This is a genomic window from Marivirga tractuosa (assembly GCF_042140215.1).
Lineage (GTDB): Bacteria > Bacteroidota > Bacteroidia > Cytophagales > Cyclobacteriaceae > Marivirga > Marivirga tractuosa_A.
Genome location: NZ_CP159478.1, coordinates 1,299,178 through 1,317,902 on the forward strand (window position 1 = coordinate 1,299,178; position 18,725 = coordinate 1,317,902).

Sequence of the window (18,725 nt, forward strand, 5' to 3'; positions counted from 1 at the left end):
ATATTTAATTTTTTGAGACTTTTAGAATCTGATTATAAATTTCACAAATATTTATTATTTGGTACTGAATATCAGGTAGATACACACTCTTCTCGTGTAATTACCTAATAGGCTCTATTTAAAATAGATTCACCAGATGAGATGAATGCTTTTTAAGCTTCAGCATCACATGCTTTTTGATCCTGGTTCAGCGCTCAAATAGTTTGATGTTTTTGGTGAAATTCTTCCTGAGTGCTTTGCCTTTTTTTTCTGGTTTGGGCGTATAAAGCATCGCGGTGCAAATACAATTTTGCTTATTTTTGGATTGCAGAATATCATAATTCACACAGCTTTGACAGCCTTTCCAGAATTCCTCATCTTTTGTTAAGTCTGAGTAGCTCACGGGTATATAACCTAAAGCCGAATTGATTTTCATTACAGCACCGCCTGTGGTCAAGCCAAATATTTTCGCATCAGGATATTTCTTTCTGCTCAACTGAAATATTTCAGATTTAATGGCTTTGGCTAAACCAGTATTTCTGAACTCAGGAGCTACTATTAAACCAGAATTGACAACATATTTCTCATGATCCCAAGATTCGATATAACAGAAGCCTGCCCAAGTTTTACCGTGAGTCAAAGCAATTACTGCTTTGCCTTCCAGCATCTTTTTTTCGATATATTCAACTGATCTACGGGCAATACCAGTACCTCTTTTGGCAGCTGATGCTGCCATTTCTTCTATAATGGAAGATGCGTAAATTTGGTCTGCTTCTTGAGCAATTCGTATGATAAACTTTGATTTTTCCATTGAATGAAAAATTGAAGAGCCTCATCCTTAATTCTTCTCCAAATGGAGAAGGAGATTAGGTAATTAAGCACTATTGAACTTTATAATATGATATAATTGGGGTATTGGATTCCCGCATAGGGTATCCTAAAATAGAGAAGGGCTATGCCCTAAAGAAAAACCTGCGAACCTGGCGGTTGCGCAATACAGCCACAGCATCAAAAGCAATAATTGCTGATGAAGTTAAAGTTTGCGCTATGGTGTTATTTGTTTTCAAATCGAATTACAAAGGTTTACAATAAATATTGATAAAGCAATGAGAAAGTTTGAAAAATTTGAAATTCATTTAATTCCTGACTGCAAATAGGTCTTAATCCATTCGTTTTGAGATATATTTTTTCTTTTTCAATGCACTGTTTTATATCTGCCAACACTTAGCTATTTTTGCCCTAATGGAAGCAATTAGAGAAACCAATTTTCAGCTGCCGAATCAGCAAAATTTTTATAGAGGTAAAGTTCGGGATGTATATACCACACCCGAGCAATTAATTATGGTGGCTACAGATCGCCTTTCTGCTTTTGATGTGGTGATGCCGCGGGCTATTCCTTTCAAAGGGCAGGTTCTAAATCAAATAGCTGCAAAAGCTTTAAAAGCCACAGAGGATATAGTTCCAAATTGGCTGATTTCAAATCCAGACCCTAATGTGAGTGTGGGATTTAATTGTGAGACTTATCCTGTAGAAATGGTGATTAGAGGCTATTTGGCTGGTCATGCATGGAGGGAATATAGAGATGGGAAACGCAGTGTTTGCGGAGTTTCATTACCCGAAGGCTTGAAGGAAAATGATAAATTGCCTGAGCCTATTATCACGCCTACTACTAAAGCCCACGAAGGACATGATGAAGATATTTCCAGAGAAGAAATTTTAAAACAGGGCTTGGTTTCCACAGAAGAATACGAGAAACTGGAAACTTTTACTCAACAATTATTTCAAAGAGGAACTGAGATTGCTGCTAAAAACGGATTGATTTTAGTGGATACTAAATACGAATTTGGTAAAGTGGGCGATAAAATCTATTTGATAGATGAAATCCATACTCCAGATTCTTCCCGTTATTTTTATGCTGATGTTTATGATGAAAACCAAGCTAAGGGATTGAAACAAAAGCAATTATCAAAGGAATTTGTAAGAGAATGGTTAATCGAAAATGGCTTTCAAGGAAAAGAGGGCCAGCAGATTCCTGAAATGACGGATGAAAAGGTAGAGGAAATATCCAATCGCTATATAGAATTATATGAAAAAGTAACGGGTGAAAATTTCCAACCCAGAGATTACAAGGACGTATTAGAAATCATTGAACAAAATATCCTAAAAAGTATTAAATAAGAGCTTACATTTACAAAAATAGTTTTCGAAAGATATAAATAGATAAAAATGAAATATTCAATTGATAAAGAAGAAAAGTATTCATTAATAAAGATAAAGGAAGAAAAATTTGATTCTTCAGTAGCATCAGGCTTCAAATCTGATTTGGTTACCATGCAGGCAGAAGGAGTACAGAATATGGTGATTGACATGTCAGAAGTGAAATATGTAGATTCATCAGGACTGAGCGCTTTATTAGTTGGAAACAGAGTGATAGGCGAAAATGGTGGGGCTTTCATTATTGCGGCACCAACTGAGCATACTGAAAAATTAATCAAAATATCGCAGTTAGATAAGGTATTTGATATTTTACCTACCGTGCACGAAGCAGTGGAATCTGTTTTCATGCATGAATTGGAAAAAGGCTTGGGTGAAGAAGGCGATAGCGAGTAAAATTCCTTGTCTTTTGAAGTTCACATATTAGGCTCCAATTCTGCAGCCCCTGCACACGGAAGGCATCATACTTCCCAAGTATTGCGCATACAGGATATGCAAATCATGATTGATTGCGGGGAAGCTACACAATTGCAAATGAAAAGATATGGCTTAAGAAAAAATCGCTTAAGCCATATCTTTATTAGTCATTTGCACGGGGATCATTTCTTGGGACTAATGGGCTTATTGTCCACTATGCACTTGAACGGGAGAAAAACTGCACTATATCTTTATGGACCTGTGGGGTTATCGGAAATAATTCAGCTTCATTTGAAATATGCCAATACCCGATTAAGTTATCCCATTCATTTTCAGGAATTAAAAGGAGATCAATCCGAATTGATTTTGGATCATCCTAAAATCACTGTTCAAACTATTCCACTTCAACATAGAATTCCTTGCACAGGGTTTTTGATAAAAGAAAAACCTAAACCCAAGCGATTGAAAAAGGAAAGAGTTTCCGAATTAAGAGTTCGAGATATTAATATTCTGAAAAAGGGAGAAGATGTGTTGGATGAATCGGGAAATCTAAAATTTAAAAACACAGATTATACCTTGCCGGCCAAAAAATCCAGAAGCTATGCATATTGTTCTGACACCAAATATAATGAGGATATAATTCCTTTGGTTAAAGAAGTAGATTTGCTTTATCATGAAGGAACATTTTTGCACGATAATTTAGAAAGGGCAGAATCTACTTTCCATACCACAGCAAAGCAAGCAGGTATTATTGCTCAAAAAGCAAATGTAGGGCAGTTATTGATTGGTCATTTTTCCAATCGATATAAAGAATTACAACCTTTATTGGAGGAAGCCCAAAAGGAATTTGCCAATACTGCTTTAGCAGAGGAAGGAAAAGTTTTTACCATAGAGGAATAAGATGGATGCTGTAAAGCCAAATGGATCGCTCAATAGAAAGAAAAGAAACCTTTTCATTGTTTTAAGTGGAATCTTCTTGACTAATGCTTTATTAGCTGAAATTTTAGGAGTAAAGATTTTTTCCGCTGAGGCTACCTTGGGCTTTCCACCAGCCCAAATCAAACTATTTGGAGATTTCGTTCTGGATTTTAATCTCACGGCAGGAGTTATCATTTGGCCTATAGTTTTTATCACTACTGATATCATTAATGAATATTTTGGTAAAAAAGGAGTCCGCAGAATCAGCTTTTTGACTGCGCTTTTTATTCTTTATTCATTTTTTGTGATTTATGGTGTTACAAAATTAGCTCCCGCTGATTTCTGGTTAAATGTTAACTCACCGGATCCACAAGGCAATGAATTCAATATCAATTATGCTTATGGAGTAATTTTCCAACAAGGACTGGGAATTATAATTGGATCTTTAACTGCTTTCCTGATAGGCCAGTTTTTAGATGTATTGGTTTTTCAGCATTTAAGAAAATTTACTGGTAGTGGCAAGATTTGGCTTCGAGCTACAGGTTCCACTTTAGTGAGTCAATTAGTCGATAGCTTTGTAGTACTGTGGATTGCCTTCTTCGTTTTTGGAAATTGGACTATGGAACAAGTGTTGTCAGTAGGAGTCATTAATTACATTTACAAAGGCGCCTTGGCCATTTTACTTACGCCATTATTATATGTAGCTCATTTCTTGATAGACCGCTATTTAGGAAAAGAAAATGCAGAAAAAGTGACTGAGGAAGCTGCAGGCGAGGGTTTTTTCTGATTATCCAAACCTCACCTTTTAATAGCATATTCTACATTAATATTAATTAACTTTTTTCTACCACAAAAGAGCCATAAGAAAACAAGTGAAAATAGTCTAGATTATTTTTCAGATCTAATTTTTATCTGGATATGGGAGAGTTAAGTCTTAATGTAAGTTTTAATTTTATGTTTACATAAAAACTTTATGTTCTTTTGTCCCTTTTGTGGTTAAATTTTAATAGTTAACTTCATTTTATTTAAGTAAAACTGCCATGAAATTAATCTCCACGATATTCTATTCAATTATCATAGTATTTACATTCTCTTTTTGTACAACCAAAGACAAAATCTCAGTTGATCTTATAATACTCAACTCCACAATAGTTGATGTCCAAAATAATCAGCTCCTTGAAAACCAATTTATAGCCATTAAAGGAGATACTATTTTTTCAACAGGCTCTATGAAAGAAATGTCAGATTTTGATTCTCGGGAATCAATGGATTTACAAGGAAGATACGCAATGCCGGGCCTATGGGATAATCACGTGCATTTTCGAGGAGGAACGGATTTAATAGCCGAAAATCAAGATCTTTTAGGCTTATTTCCAAAGTTTGGAGTGACCACTGTTCGCGATGCTGGGGGTGACATGACCCCAGCTGTTATGGGATGGGCCAAAAAAATCAATCAAAAAGAATTGCTTGGGCCACAAATTTTCACTTCAGGCCCTAAGCTTGATGGACCAAAACCAGCTTGGGAAGGATCCATAAAAATCGAAAACCAGAATGATATTGAAATGGCTTTGGATTCATTGGAATCTATCAATGTTGATTATGTGAAGATTTATGATGGAAGTCTTAGTGCAGAAAATTTCTATTCTATTATTAAAGCAACTGAGAAAAGAGGCATGAAAGTAACCGGTCACATGCCGATGTCTGCTGATTTTAAGAAAGCTGTTGATTTAGGCATGGATGGAAGCGAACACATGTATTACATTATGAAAGCTTGTTCACCTAAAGCCGATAGTTTAACCGAATTAGGTTTAGGCTATGGCATGATGGAAACCATTACAGATACCTATGATGAGCAAATGGCATATGAGTTCTTTGCTGAATTGGCTCAAAAGCAAGTCTATATCACGCCTACCTTATACATCGGGAAAGTACTTTCTAATTTAGCAGATGAAGATCACAGCACTGATACATTATTAAGTGAAATAGGAGTCGGCATACAAAAAACTTTTGAAGGAAGAGTTGAATCAGCCAAAAGAGCAAAGTCATCTGGAAGTCAGATGCGAGAAAAAGTGTCGAACTTGGCAAAGGAAATGATTCGGCCGATGTTCGATGCCGGAGTTCCTATTTTAGCAGGTTCTGATTGTGGCCCATTTAATTCTTTTGTATATCCAGGAGAAGCGCTTTGGGGTGAGTTGTTTAATTTAGTAGAAGCTGGTTTAACTCCTGCTGAAGCGCTGAAAACTTCCATGATTTACGGTCCTGCTTTTTTCAGGATGGAAGATCAATATGGTAGTTTAGAAAAAGGAAAAGTAGCCGATATCATTATCTTAAAAGAAAACCCATTGGACGATATCCAGCACTTAAGGTGTCTGGAAGAAGTAATTCTAAAGGGTAAATTAAATTGATTATAGAATTTGAATTAATATTCACGGAATTCTCTGCTTGACATTCCTTTTCGAGCCACAATTTTCTAACTTTAAAATCTGTTTAACTCCAGAATCAAATTTCAAATGAGCAATACACCCGAATCAGATAAAAAATTATTTCTTCTCGATGCCATGGCACTAATCTATCGTGCACACTTTGCCTTTAGTAAAACACCGAGAATCAACTCCAAAGGAATGAATACAGGAGCTGCTTTAGGATTCACCAATAGCCTGTTAGAGATATTAAAAAAAGAAAAACCAACTCATATAGGCGTTGCCTTTGATACTTCTGCTCCCACTTTCCGGCATGAGGAATTTCCAGAATATAAAGCGCAAAGAGAAGAACAACCTGAAGATATTAGGGTTGCTATCCCCTATGTGAAAAAAATAGTAGAAGCTTTTAATATTCCGGTTTTGATTTTGGATGGTTACGAAGCAGATGACATCATAGGAACCATTGCCAAACAAGCAGGCGAGGACGGGTTCAAAGTTTATATGATGACACCCGATAAGGATTATGCGCAATTGGTAACGGATAATGTTTTCCTTTACAAACCTGCTTTCATGGGCAATGGAGTAGATGTTTTGGGGATTGAAGAAGTTAAAAAGAAATTTGATATTGATAAAGTTGAGCAAGTAATTGATATTTTGGGCTTACAGGGAGATGCAGTGGATAACATCCCTGGAATTCCTGGAGTTGGTGCTAAAACGGCTATTAAATTCTTGAAGCAATATGGCTCAGTAGAAGGTTTATTGGAACATACTGATGAATTAAAAGGGAAGATGAAAGAGAAAGTGGAAGCCAATAAAGAACAGGCCTTGCTTTCTAAAAAATTGGCCACTATCAAAATTGATGTCCCATTGGCTTACGAGCCTGATAAATTAACCCTTGACGACCCTAACGAGGAGGCTTTAAAGGAGTTATTTGAAGAACTGGAATTCAGAACCATTATGAAAAGGGTTTTGGGGGAAGAACCAGCAACTGCCTCAAAATCATCTGCTAAAGTTGATCCAGCTCAAATGTCCATGTTTACGGATACCCCAGAAGAAGCAGCGGAGAAAGATGAGGAACCAGAAGAAAGAAGGACATTGGCCAATACAGTTCATCAATATCATTTGATTGACACTCCCGCATTAAGAGAAGATTTAATCACCTATTTATCCATTCAGGATGAGTTCTGTTTTGATACGGAAACCACTGATTTAGAACCCACTGATGCGGAATTAGTAGGACTTGCTTTTTCTTATGTTGCAGGTGAAGCTTACTATGTTCCTTTTCCTGCTGATCAAAAAGAAGCTCAGAAAATAGCGGATGATTTCAAAGAGGTATTGGAAAATGAAGACATCACTAAAATAGGGCAAAATCTAAAGTATGATATTCAGGTGATGCGTAATTATGGTATCAGAGTAAAAGGTAAGATGTTTGACACCATGTTGGCACATTACCTACTGGATCCTGAAACCCGTCATAATATGGATGTGATGGCAGAGAATTACTTGAATTATAGTCCGGTTTCTATCACCGATTTGATAGGTAAAAAAGGAGTGAAACAAGGAAATATGCGGGATGTTCCTGTAGCCGATGTGGTGGAATATGCAGGAGAAGATGCCGACATTACCTTACAACTAAAGCATATTTTAGAAAAAGAAATCAAAGAAAATAATCTTGAAAGTCTGCTACATGATGTGGAAGAGCCACTTTCCTATGTTTTAGCGGAAATGGAATATGAAGGCGTAAAAATTGATAAAGATGCCCTGGCTAAAATGTCAAAGGAATTGGAAACCGCAGCTTTGGAGGCGCAGGAGAAGATTTTTGAATTAGCTGGTCAAGAATTCAATATCGCCTCACCAAAACAATTGGGAGAGATTCTATTCGATAAAATGAAACTGGTGGATAAACCCAAGAAAACCAAAACAGGTCAATATGCCACCGGAGAAGAAATTTTATCTAAGCTAGCCAATGAACATGAAATTGCAGATAAGATCTTAGAATTCCGCGAGTATCAAAAATTGAAATCAACTTACGTAGATGCATTACCAAGATTGATAAGTAAAAAAGACGGCAGAGTGCATACTGATTATCGTCAGGCTGTGGCTGCCACGGGTAGATTGAGCTCTAATAATCCTAATTTACAAAATATTCCGATTCGTACCGAAAAAGGAAGATTGATTAGAAAAGCATTCGTGCCAAGAGATGAAAACTATCAGTTGATGGCCGCGGATTATTCTCAAATAGAATTGCGCATTATGGCCGCTTTTTCTCAGGATGAAGCCATGATGGAAGCTTTCAAAAATGGAAGAGATATTCATGCTACCACTGCTGCCAAAGTTTTTGGTGTTGATTTGGAAGATGTAGATCCGGGTATGAGAAGAAAAGCCAAAGAAGTAAATTTCGGTATCATTTATGGGATCTCTGCTTTCGGTTTGGCTCAAAATCTAAATATTTCAAGAACGGAGGCTTCTGATATAATCAAAGCTTATTTCAAGGAATTCCCTAAGGTGCACGACTATATGGAAAAAGTAAAGGAAGAAGCTAGAGCCAATGAATATGTGACAACAATTCTAGGCAGAAAAAGATGGTTGAGGGATATTAATTCTCGCAATCAAACCATTAGAGGTTATGCAGAACGAAATGCCATTAATGCGCCTATTCAAGGAAGTGCTGCTGATATGATTAAAATAGCTATGATCAACATTCAGAAATGGATGGAAAAAGAGAATCTAAAGTCAAAAATGATTATGCAGGTGCATGATGAATTGATTTTTGATGCCCATAAAGATGAAATTGATAAGCTAAAAGATAAAGTGGTTGACCTGATGAAGAATGCCATGGAATTGGATGTTCCGATGGAAATTGGGGTTGGAATTGCAGATAATTGGAGTGAGGCGCATTAAAAAATTAGAAGTAGGGAGTTGGAAGCTTGAAGTAGTGAAGTATAGATTTGCGAAATAGAAATAAGGTTGAAATAAAATGGAAATAAGGTTGAAAAATATGTAGATATAAATAGTTGTAAGTAAGATGATGGGTGGTTGGATGATTAGGTCAGTATCGAAGGTCAGACCGAAATCAGTTAGATGAAGTAAATATTATATAAACTTTTAGTGAATTTATGTGCCTTCTGTGAGTTCTAAAAAGAGTGTTTAAAAAAATAAAGAATTAAAATATATGCCAAGTGATAAAATCATATTAGGGCTTGATCCGGGTACTTCGGTTATGGGGTATGGAGTGATACAAATCACTGGCAATAAAATGTCTATGTTGCAATATGGGGTCATTCATTTATCCAAATATGCCAACCATGAGATTAAGCTTAGAAAAATATTTGATAGAGTTACCAGCTTAATAGAAGATTATGCTCCTGATGAGGTGGCTCTAGAAGCCCCTTTCTACGGAAAAAATATTCAATCCATGCTGAAGCTCGGAAGAGCTCAAGGAGTTGCCATGGCAGCGGCACTTCGATTAGATTTACCTATTTCTGAATACGCCCCTAAAAAAGTGAAGCAATCCGTAACGGGCAATGGAAATGCTTCTAAAGAACAAGTGGCCGAAATGCTTAAAACTTTATTGGGGATTAAAGAAATACCCAAATTATTAGATGCTACCGATGCTTTGGGAGTAGCCATCTGTCATCATTTTCAAGGTGGCAAAACTTCAAGCGGTTCCAAGAGTTGGAAAGCTTTCATTAATGATAATCCTAGTAGGGTGAAGAAATAATTAATTGGAATATAACCACTATTCAGTAATGATAATATTTCTATTTTCTAATTCTTCAATTTTTATTTCTTGCATGCCTGCCGTTAAATAAACCTCATAAGTTCCCGCATTTGATATTACTTCATAAGGTATATTATAACCCATTTTCATTTCTTGAACATCTTCAGGAATACCTCGCACATATGGTATATTATATTGATAAACTTCCTCAGTTTCCAGACTTTTAAAGAAAATTTTAATAGTACCACCATAGTAAACATGACTCAATGTAATAAAACCACCTGTTGAAGAAAATTCATTTACATTCCTTTTATAATTATCTAAAGTGAAATAAGGGGAGTCAACAGTCAATTCATTGTTAGAATCTATAATATAGGGGATATCTTTAGAGTATACTCTCAAGGGTAAGCCAGAAAGATTTTCACTAGTTTCAGGAAGCTCAAAGTAACCATTACCGTAAAGAGCAATATAATATAAAAGAGGAAAATCCCCAATATAGGCCTTTGCATTTGATATTGTTGAAGTGCCCAAACCATAGCCCGCATAGTTGAAATCTAATTGTATTCCAGATCCTTGGGCAAATGAATTAGGGTTATGATTATCTTTAATTTTAATTTTAGATGTAAAAGTTAGTTCTTGATCTAGATCATAAATGACACCATCAATTTCATAGCCTAAATACACCTTTGAAAATAGTAATCGTTGAGCTGCGCTGGATTGAATGATATTGACAGTAGAATCACTAATGATTTCTTTTTCAAATTCATAACATAGGCAATTATCTAAGTTAGTAATTTCTTCACTTTTGTCATGAATAAAAAAATTACCATCTTCTTCTATTCCTTTAATTTTTAATAGAAGGGTATCCTTGTAAGCAAATAAAGTTTCGTTTATTGAAATTAATTTCGGTTTTTGAACAGACCATTTTAAGGTTATTTCATAATCATTTTCAAACTCTAAAATTATATTGATGCTATTTGCCTCTTTTAATGTTTTAATATCTGGTATTTCAAAAGAAATTAATTCCTTATCTCGTGTATAATCTTCCAGCCTACGTTTCCCGCCATATTGATTATCACTTTCCTCTAAAAAAATAGCAGATAATTTAATGTCCTCGTCTTGAGTTAATTCAATTTTAATGTCTTCATATATATATCCCGATTCATTTAATAGTTGTGCTTCAGGGATAATTATTTCTTCTTCTTCAATTACATCTTCTTTGCAACTTAGAGTTGTAAAAAGTAGAGAACTAATTATTACCAACCAGATTTTATTAAATGTTGTGAAGCTAAAATTCATACTATCAATATATTGTGATTTTAAATAGTGAAACTACAATATGTCTATATAATAAACAAGAAAAACACATTAACTAATTCTTAATTTTATCCTTCAATTTTTTAAATAGTCCTCTTTTATCTCCCTCACCATCCTGAAAATTGGAATTACCTATTAAGAGAGCCAATGGCTGTAAAGGTTCATATTCTTCACAAACTACCTTCAACATGGCTGCAAAAGGCAGGAATAACACCATGCCAGCTACTCCCCAAATAGCAGCCCCTATAATCAAACTTAAAATAGCAGCAAAGGCATTTACATTTACGCTATTTCCTACCACTTTCGGACTTAGGAAATTACTTTCAATCAATTGAACAGCCCAAAATAAAATGGCAACAGCTAAAGGAACAAAGAGTGAATCATGCGACATAAATGCATATAAAACAGGAATGGTAGCGCCTAAGGTAGTGCCTATATAAGGAATTATTGAAAGTGAAGCTGCTAAAAAGCCAAACAGAAAAGGACTGTCTATTCCGATTATCCAGAGCCCAATACTATTAGCAAAACCTAAAATGACAATTAAAATCAGCATACCAGAAAGATACTTTTGTCCTACTTGCTGAATTCCCTTTAGCATATTAAAAAATTGCTCTTTTTTCTCAGCAGGGGAAAACTTCATGAAAGCTCTTACTAAACCTTTATGATAAATCAGGAAGAGGAACATATAAATAAACATAGTTACTAATCCTGTAAAGAAATTGGCTGTACTATTGAAGGTGCCTCCTAAAAGACTACCAGCAGACTCTTTCAGCCATGATTTTAGATCTTTAAGTAACTGATCCTTATTCAAATCTTCTACCAAGCTCACATTTTGATTGACATAGAAAATTACATCTGCGTAAAGTTTAGATAGCTTTTTACCAAAATTGCTAATCTCATCTGATAAGGCTATAATTTCCGCAGAGAAAAAAGTAATCCCGCCACCTATGATGATGATCAAGAGTAAAATAGAGAAAAATGCAGCTAAAATATTTCCTACACCCCATTTCAGAAATTTTTTATGAACAGGATATAAAATAAATGCAAGAAGTAAAGCTATACCAATTGGTATTAAAATGGATTTGGCCACTACCATAAAGGCAATCAATAAGGCAATAAATGCCAAAGTAAAAAATGAATTCTGAAAAGATATTTTCATAGTTCTATTAGTTTAAAAAGTTGTATTTGAATTCAGCTTCTATAGCTTTTAGTGCTGGTTTATTTTGAGGTGTGTAAGCCTTTATATTCCTTCTATTTAAGCCATTCCGGTTTAAATGCCATTTCCAAATAAATCCCCCTTGCCACCATTCTTCCGCTTTTAAAGATTCATATAATGCCTCAAAAGCAATTTTTTGATTTTCGAAATTTATGGACAAACTATCTTTAGATAATTTCCAATGGCCCATAGTGTTATACTCAATGCTTTCATATCCATACTCAGTAAATAGAATCTCTTTTTCATACTGTTCTGAGAGTTCCTTCATCTCTTTTTTTGGTTCATTCCAAGCCTTTATCAAGCTAGCTTTATTGGGAGATTTCTCTTCACTTAAAGGGAAATATGCATCTATTCCAATATAATCTAATTCATGCCAAAATTTTATGGTGCTAAATTCATCCCAATTGGCGGCATACGTAAGCTTTCCTTTAAAGTCTTTTTTGGTATTATTTATCAGATTAAGCCAAAATTCATTTCTATTGCCTGTAGATTTTCGGATTTCGGTACCTATACAGTATAACTCTACATTTAATGAGTCGGCTATTTTTGCATAAGTGCTAATGTATGTTGCGTATTGATGTTCGAAAACCTGCCATAGGCTGTCAGATTCAAATTCTAAATCTCCTGCCCAACCTTGTCCACCTACCCATAAATGAGGTTTAAGCATCACTTTCAAGCCTAAGGATTTAGCCATGTTAATGGTCTTTTTTATTCCTTCTGGCTTTTCTCCCCACCATTGCCTGGGATGGTCAAAGGTAATTTCCGCTGTTTGGCTATTACAAAAAGCATAGGGTACAACCGCCACCCAAGCAGCACCCGTTTTTTTTATGTTTTGCAATGAATCAATAGGAAATGATTGTGGTGGTGCTACTAAGTTAAAACCATTTATTCTCTGTTGCTTTTTAGGTTCTTCTTCAGTAAAAAATAAAGAGTTACTAAATGCGGCAATTGCACTTAAAATAATAAGTCCTAATATGAATTTCCATTTATTCACTTTCATCCTTTATTCCAAATCCAATTTTTTGCCACAGGTTTTTATCCTTGTTTTCGTCCTTATTTAATTTTTCAATTCTAGCAGCTTTTCCAATCCCAACTGTTGATTGAAATCCTGATACTAAACTATTAGACCAATAGCTAAACATAGATTTACGAGTGTCCCTTGTAAATTGAATTTTCCCAACTCTAAATTTGCCATTTTTTCTCGGATTTTCTTGAGATAAGGCAATATTTGCCAACCAACTTAAAGCTTTATCTCCTTGTTCATCCTTATTTATAATCTCATGAAATTTAATTTTTAAGTCAGAATATTTAAATTCCATTTCTCCAATTACGGCTTTATTGCCACCTGAATAACTAAAAAATAATTCATCTACATTTCCTGAAATAATCTCAACGGGAGCAGATTTGGACATATATTGATTAATAGCCATAATAGGCATGGGCTCTAAGTTTCCTGCTACTGTAAAATAACCGTAATCAGAAGTTAAATTATATCGAATATCTGCGGTTAACTTGCCTTCATTATAAAGATTTCCATTCGCTTTAATCACTAAATCCGTTCCATACTTTGCAATACTATCTTCTCTATTGGTGATATTAGTGATTTCGCCTTCAATATTCGTGATGCTCACTGTGCCTATTTCCTGGCTACCATCTGGAATTTCAAAATAAGCCAAATTCATGTTTTGAATAATGCATTTTCTAACATCAATAGAAATATCACTATTTTTCAGTAATTCAACTAAAATGGGTATGAACCGATCATCTGGAAGGATGTAATTTTTGTCTTTATTAACTTTTAATTCTATCTTTTTTGAAAGAATAGTATTAATACTCACCATGCTATCTCCTTGCCATTTCATGGAGTTCAGGTGAATACTATCTAAATGAATATCAATATGATTTGCTTGTTCTCCTTTTAATTCAGCAAATTTTTCTGGTGAGTATATGGGACGAAAATGAGCTTTACTTATGATGATGTCTTGTTTGAATAAATCAAATGAAAGTTTTTTAATGTCCACTTTGTGAAGGTCATCCTTTAAAAAGTAATTGAGGTCATGAAACTCCAGAAATATATTCTTTGCTATATCCTTGAATGTTTTAGGTATTTCTCCTTTTTTAAATTTCAGCTCTTGAGCGAATAAGTTATATTCCGTCTTTATCCTTCCTGATTTGGTATTATGTTCATCATAAAATAGAATCTCCCCTCCTTCAACAAGGAAATCTTTAATTTCTAATTCAAATTTACCTTCAAAAGAGGGGCGGGAAGCTTTAGTTCTCTTAATTTTATCGAAATCAAATGGAAGTAAAAGCTTTACATTTTTTAATTCTAATGTATTGAATTTATATAATTCATTATTGAAGGTTTCCCAATAGTTACCCCAGGAGATATTAAGATTTGGTAATTCCAGACTAGCGAGTGTATCTTTTTGATCAGTAAATAAAAAGATTTTAACTTCTTCAAATATTATTTCTTTCTCTAAAAATCTAAACGAAATATCTTCAACATGAAAGCGTACAGAATCCTCAAAATAGTGGTTAAGCTCTGTCTGCAGTGAATCAACCACAAAAGCTTTAATTTTAAATTCTTTTAGTAATTGCCACGCTATAAAAAGTGCAATAATGCTACTAAAAAAAATTATACCGCTTCGCTTAAGGTTCTTTTTTTTCGGCATAGAATTTCAATCAGGAAATAGTTTTATTGAAAATACGAAAAAAAACTGAGGATTAGTATTTAACCTGAATTCTATTTTTGACTTAGATTATAGCGGCATTTAAATTGGAATGCAATAGTAACTGCTTCAATTTTAAAGTAATTTCATGGTCAAGACATCAATTGAGCAAACTTTTTACCTCCCGGAAATTCATTCAGAATTGTTTTGAAAAGTACAGTAAGTGGAATTGATAAAATCAAACCAGGAACTCCCCAGATGAAACCCCAAAACATCAACATCACTAATACTACTATAATGTTGATAGAAAATGATTTCCCCATGAAAATGGGTTCCAATACTGCACCAAATAAAACCTGAGCACCTGTAAAAAGAATGGCGGCTAAAAGTAAAGTACCCGGACTTTCTATTTCGATGAAAGCAAAAAGCATCACTAAAACGGTTGAAATAACAGAGCCCACCATTTGCACAAAATTGATCACAAATGCCATTAATCCCCAAAATAGTGGAAAGCTAATCCCTAACGACCATGCAATAATTCCAAAAGCTACCCCAGTTAGAAAGCTGACAAATATTTTTACTTTTAAGAAATCTGATACGCTACGCTCCACTTTCATAAAGGTCTTCACCGATTGTGTTCCACCCGTAAACAAGGTGCTCTGTAAAATATCTTTAAAATTGAGTGAACCCGCTAATAATAACATTAAAAAGAAGAGCGTCATCAAGATGTTGACTACTGTGCTTTGTATAAAGGAAATGGTAATGGTGAAATTATCTAAAATAAAACTCTCAATTTTTTCACTTTTTAATAATCCTTTAATAGTACTTTCTCCATTTGTTTGATTTAAACCTAATGTTTCAGCAAAAGGAGTAACCACTTCTTCTACTTTATTATCTAATTTTTTGAATATTTCAGATTTACCTTCTTCAATTTGTTTGCCTGATAACTGAACAATTTTGATAGCGGAGAATCCTGTTAAAGCTAAAATAAGGATGACTGTTCCCAGAGCAATAAATTGAGGCACCTTCCTTTTTTTCATCCATCGCATCATGGGAGTGAAAAGCAATGCAATAAAGATTGCAAACATTAAAGGAATGAAAATAAAAGACAATAACTGTAAACTATAAAAGATAACAGGTATCACTAATACTAATAAAAGCTTATTGGTGGTTGAATGTTCGTTTAATTTCATTTTACATTGAATCTATGTGCAAGCTAACGAAGAAGTTTAATTTTGGATATGCGATGTTGAAATATTTGTGTAAATTTTAATCTTATTTTAAATATGCAATGAGACAAACAAGCTTATCTAAAAACGACATAAAATTTTCATCCTATTTAGTAGGGACTATGCGATTGGGGAAATGGGGAGAAAACTTCAATACTAATCAATGGATTGACTTTGTTGAGAGATCTCTGGAGCTCGGATTGCGAGATTTTGACCATGCTGATATTTACGGAGATTATACAACAGAAGCTGATTTCGGATATGTGCTAAAAGAAAAACCACATTTGAGAGATGAAATGCAAATCACTACTAAATGTGGAATAAAAATGCCAGCAGAAAATCGCCCTGAAAATAAAATAAAATCATACGATAGCAGTGAAAAGCATATTATTCAATCGGTAGACAACTCATTAAGAAATCTTCAAACGGACTATATAGATGTTATCTTGCTACATCGGCCTGATTTCTTGATGAATCCCAATGAAATTGCAGAAGCTTTTGAAAAATTAAAGGATGATGGTAAAGTGAAATATTTTGGAGTGTCTAATTTTTCTACTTCTCAATTTGAAATGATAAATTCAGTTTTTCCTTTGGTAACGAATCAGATTGAAGCTTCCTTAAGTCATTTGGACCCATTTGAAGACGGTAGTTTAGACCAGTTATTAATGAAAAATATCAGACCAACTGCTTGGTCTCCTCTCGGTGGAGGCCATTTTATGCATAAAGGGAATTCAAAATTGGATCAAGAACTAAACAAAATTCTTAAAAAGTTATGTGAGAAATACGAGCTGGACACTGCACAATTAATGTTACTTTTCCTTAAAAAACATCCATCAGGAATTGTTCCAGTATTAGGAACTTCCAAAACAAAAAGATTAGAGGAAGCACTAGAAGTGGAATCCAAAAGCATGGAAAAAGAAGATTGGTATGCCTTATATTCAGCAGCAAAAGGGGAAGAATTACCTTAGTAAACATATCTCAATGCACTTGATTTTTTCCGTGCGTCATTCCCACGAAGGTGGGAATCTAATGATTTTAATCTTTGATTAAAATATAAAATTTATCTGATTTGCAAATAGATTAAATATCTGACAGCTTTTATTGACTATTAAGTATAATCTAAATATCCGTTTTTTAATCCCTTAGAATTATTGAAATTTGCAAAATGTTAGATCATTTAAAGGAAACCATTATTGCATTATCTACTGCTCCTGGGGTTGGGGCCATTGCTGTCATTCGTCTTTCAGGAGATGATGCCATTCAAATAACAAATAGTGTTTTTAAAGGGAAAAATCTTTTAGAACAAAAAAGTCATACGGCTCATTTTGGTACAATCCGTAATGATGAGGGAGAAATTATAGATGAAGTAGTGGCCACATTGTTTATTGCGCCTCATTCCTTCACCAAAGAAAATGTAGTGGAGATTTCTTGTCACGGTTCACCGTATATCGTTCAAAGACTGATTAAATTATTTTTAGCTAAAGGAGTTCGCTTAGCAAAAGCAGGTGAATTCACCCAAAGAGCTTTTTTAAATGGTCAATTTGATTTGGCACAAGCTGAAGCTGTAGCTGATTTAATTAATGCAGATACAGAAGCATCTCATAAAGCAGCATTGAATCAAATGCGTGGTGGCTTCTCGGAACAAATCAAAAACCTAAGAGCTGAGTTGATTCATTTTGCCAGCATGATCGAACTGGAATTGGATTTTGGGGAAGAAGATGTAGAATTTGCCGATCGAGATGATTTGAAAAAGTTGGTCAACCAATTGCTAAGTGTGATTACCGCCTTAGTCAGCAGTTTTGATTTGGGAAATGTGATTAAAAACGGAGTCCCAACCGTGATTGCTGGGAAACCCAATACTGGGAAATCCACTTTACTTAATGCCCTTCTCAATGAAGAAAAAGCCATAGTTTCGGATATAGCCGGAACCACTCGAGATTTCATAGAAGATGAAATCAATTTGGAAGGCGTGGTTTTCCGCTTTATAGATACCGCTGGTTTGCGTGATACGGAAGATAAAGTAGAGGCAATTGGCGTGCAACGCACTAAGGATAAAATGAAGCAAGCCTCTTTGATTATCTACATGTTCGATTTGAAAAATGATACCTTAACAGAGGTCAATAGAGATATTAATATGCTAGAAAATTTGGGTATTCCTTTTTTAAATGTAGGGAATAAGCTCGATGAGGCTCAGCAAGATCTTTATAATGAAATGAAGAAAGATAAAAACACACTTTTCATTTCTGCCATCAACAAAGAAGGCTTAGAAGCTTTAAAAAGCAAACTGGTTGAAACGGTAAATCTCGATAATTTTAAAACTGGAGACACAGTAGTGACCAACATCCGCCATTATGATAATTTGGTGCAAACCCAAAACAGCTTAAATGCAGTGCTTAGAGGATTGGATAGCAATATCACAGGAGACTTTCTTGCGCTGGATATCCGCCATGCTTTGCGATTCTTAGGCGAGATTACAGGGGAAATTACTACGGATGATTTGCTGGCTAATATTTTTTCGAAGTTTTGTATCGGCAAATAATTGCTTGCTTTTTAATTCTTATGTATTCCTATATTTTCATAAATACCTGTAATTCAATAATTTATATTCTTTTAGCTTCTGAT

Annotated in this window: 14 protein-coding genes and 1 pseudogene; 9 read left to right on the forward strand and 6 right to left on the reverse strand. The window is 34.6% G+C overall.

From position 1 onward, the window contains the following. Positions 1–118: 118 nt before the first annotated feature. Positions 119–790: pseudogene (locus ABWH96_RS05930) on the reverse strand (GNAT family N-acetyltransferase). Positions 791–1,221: 431 nt separating this feature from the next. Here ABWH96_RS05930 and ABWH96_RS05935 point away from each other — a divergent pair. The 7 genes from ABWH96_RS05935 (at position 1,222) to ruvC (ending at position 9,669) form a co-directional block, all read left to right on the forward strand. After that, complete coding sequence (locus ABWH96_RS05935) at positions 1,222–2,157, forward strand: phosphoribosylaminoimidazolesuccinocarboxamide synthase (protein ID WP_375580567.1); 936 nt, start codon at positions 1,222–1,224, stop codon at positions 2,155–2,157. Positions 2,158–2,205: 48 nt separating this feature from the next. After that, entirely contained in the window at positions 2,206–2,589 is a 384-nt protein-coding gene (locus ABWH96_RS05940; RefSeq protein ID WP_308351076.1) for an STAS domain-containing protein, read from the forward strand. A gap of 6 nt (positions 2,590–2,595) precedes the next feature. Then, on the forward strand, positions 2,596–3,510 hold the full coding sequence (locus ABWH96_RS05945; RefSeq protein WP_375580568.1) for a ribonuclease Z: 915 nt from the start codon (positions 2,596–2,598) through the stop codon (positions 3,508–3,510). A gap of 1 nt (position 3,511) precedes the next feature. Then, a complete protein-coding gene (locus ABWH96_RS05950; protein WP_375580569.1) occupies positions 3,512–4,315 on the forward strand; it encodes a queuosine precursor transporter in 804 nt (267 codons plus the stop codon). A 253-nt stretch (positions 4,316–4,568) separates the two neighbouring features. Beyond that, on the forward strand, positions 4,569–5,933 hold the full coding sequence (locus ABWH96_RS05955) for an amidohydrolase family protein (protein WP_375580570.1): 1,365 nt from the start codon (positions 4,569–4,571) through the stop codon (positions 5,931–5,933). 105 nt (positions 5,934–6,038) lie between these two features. Further along, the gene (polA, locus tag ABWH96_RS05960) at positions 6,039–8,849 is read left to right on the forward strand and encodes a DNA polymerase I (RefSeq protein ID WP_375580571.1); all 2,811 of its coding nucleotides are present in this window, start codon (positions 6,039–6,041) and stop codon (positions 8,847–8,849) included. Positions 8,850–9,120: 271 nt separating this feature from the next. Further along, positions 9,121–9,669, forward strand: a complete 549-nt coding sequence (ruvC, locus tag ABWH96_RS05965; RefSeq protein WP_375580572.1) for a crossover junction endodeoxyribonuclease RuvC — start codon at positions 9,121–9,123, stop codon at positions 9,667–9,669. Between the two features lie 18 nt (positions 9,670–9,687). Here ruvC and ABWH96_RS05970 read toward each other — a convergent pair whose 3' ends face one another. From ABWH96_RS05970 to ABWH96_RS05990, 5 genes are all read right to left on the reverse strand, one after another. Then, positions 9,688–10,932, reverse strand: a complete 1,245-nt coding sequence (locus tag ABWH96_RS05970; protein WP_375580573.1) for a hypothetical protein — start codon at positions 10,930–10,932, stop codon at positions 9,688–9,690. A 109-nt stretch (positions 10,933–11,041) separates the two neighbouring features. Next, positions 11,042–12,145 carry an AI-2E family transporter gene (locus tag ABWH96_RS05975; protein ID WP_375580574.1) on the reverse strand — a complete coding sequence of 368 codons (1,104 nt, stop codon included), beginning with the start codon at positions 12,143–12,145 and terminating at the stop codon, positions 11,042–11,044. 7 nt (positions 12,146–12,152) lie between these two features. Then, complete coding sequence (locus ABWH96_RS05980; RefSeq protein WP_375580575.1) at positions 12,153–13,202, reverse strand: hypothetical protein; 1,050 nt, start codon at positions 13,200–13,202, stop codon at positions 12,153–12,155. Continuing rightward, the gene (locus tag ABWH96_RS05985; protein ID WP_375580576.1) at positions 13,189–14,877 is read right to left on the reverse strand and encodes a hypothetical protein; all 1,689 of its coding nucleotides are present in this window, start codon (positions 14,875–14,877) and stop codon (positions 13,189–13,191) included. Before ABWH96_RS05985 ends, ABWH96_RS05980 begins: the two co-directional genes overlap by 14 nt. A 149-nt stretch (positions 14,878–15,026) precedes the next feature. After that, positions 15,027–16,067 carry an AI-2E family transporter gene (locus ABWH96_RS05990; RefSeq protein ID WP_375580577.1) on the reverse strand — a complete coding sequence of 347 codons (1,041 nt, stop codon included), beginning with the start codon at positions 16,065–16,067 and terminating at the stop codon, positions 15,027–15,029. Between the two features lie 98 nt (positions 16,068–16,165). Here ABWH96_RS05990 and ABWH96_RS05995 point away from each other — a divergent pair, with 98 nt between their 5' ends. Both ABWH96_RS05995 and mnmE read left to right on the forward strand, forming a co-directional pair. Next, complete coding sequence (locus tag ABWH96_RS05995; RefSeq protein ID WP_375580578.1) at positions 16,166–17,071, forward strand: aldo/keto reductase family oxidoreductase; 906 nt, start codon at positions 16,166–16,168, stop codon at positions 17,069–17,071. 197 nt (positions 17,072–17,268) lie between these two features. Next, entirely contained in the window at positions 17,269–18,642 is a 1,374-nt protein-coding gene (gene mnmE / locus ABWH96_RS06000; RefSeq protein WP_375580579.1) for a tRNA uridine-5-carboxymethylaminomethyl(34) synthesis GTPase MnmE, read from the forward strand. The last annotated feature ends 83 nt before the right edge of the window (positions 18,643–18,725 follow it).

What these genes read in the sequence shown, in the direction of transcription:
- ABWH96_RS05935 (WP_375580567.1), top strand. Translation starts at nt 1,222, where the DNA reads ATGGAAGCAATTAGAGAAACCAATTTTCAGCTGCCGAATCAGCAAAAT.
- ABWH96_RS05940 (WP_308351076.1), top strand. Translation starts at nt 2,206, where the DNA reads ATGAAATATTCAATTGATAAAGAAGAAAAGTATTCATTAATAAAGATA.
- ABWH96_RS05950 (WP_375580569.1), top strand. Translation starts at nt 3,512, where the DNA reads ATGGATGCTGTAAAGCCAAATGGATCGCTCAATAGAAAGAAAAGAAAC.
- ABWH96_RS05955 (WP_375580570.1), top strand. Translation starts at nt 4,569, where the DNA reads ATGAAATTAATCTCCACGATATTCTATTCAATTATCATAGTATTTACA.
- polA (WP_375580571.1), top strand. Translation starts at nt 6,039, where the DNA reads ATGAGCAATACACCCGAATCAGATAAAAAATTATTTCTTCTCGATGCC.
- ruvC (WP_375580572.1), top strand. Translation starts at nt 9,121, where the DNA reads ATGCCAAGTGATAAAATCATATTAGGGCTTGATCCGGGTACTTCGGTT.
- ABWH96_RS05975 (WP_375580574.1), bottom strand. Translation starts at nt 12,145, where the DNA reads ATGAAAATATCTTTTCAGAATTCATTTTTTACTTTGGCATTTATTGCC.
- ABWH96_RS05980 (WP_375580575.1), bottom strand. Translation starts at nt 13,202, where the DNA reads ATGAAAGTGAATAAATGGAAATTCATATTAGGACTTATTATTTTAAGT.
- ABWH96_RS05985 (WP_375580576.1), bottom strand. Translation starts at nt 14,877, where the DNA reads ATGCCGAAAAAAAAGAACCTTAAGCGAAGCGGTATAATTTTTTTTAGT.
- ABWH96_RS05990 (WP_375580577.1), bottom strand. Translation starts at nt 16,067, where the DNA reads ATGAAATTAAACGAACATTCAACCACCAATAAGCTTTTATTAGTATTA.
- ABWH96_RS05995 (WP_375580578.1), top strand. Translation starts at nt 16,166, where the DNA reads ATGAGACAAACAAGCTTATCTAAAAACGACATAAAATTTTCATCCTAT.
- mnmE (WP_375580579.1), top strand. Translation starts at nt 17,269, where the DNA reads ATGTTAGATCATTTAAAGGAAACCATTATTGCATTATCTACTGCTCCT.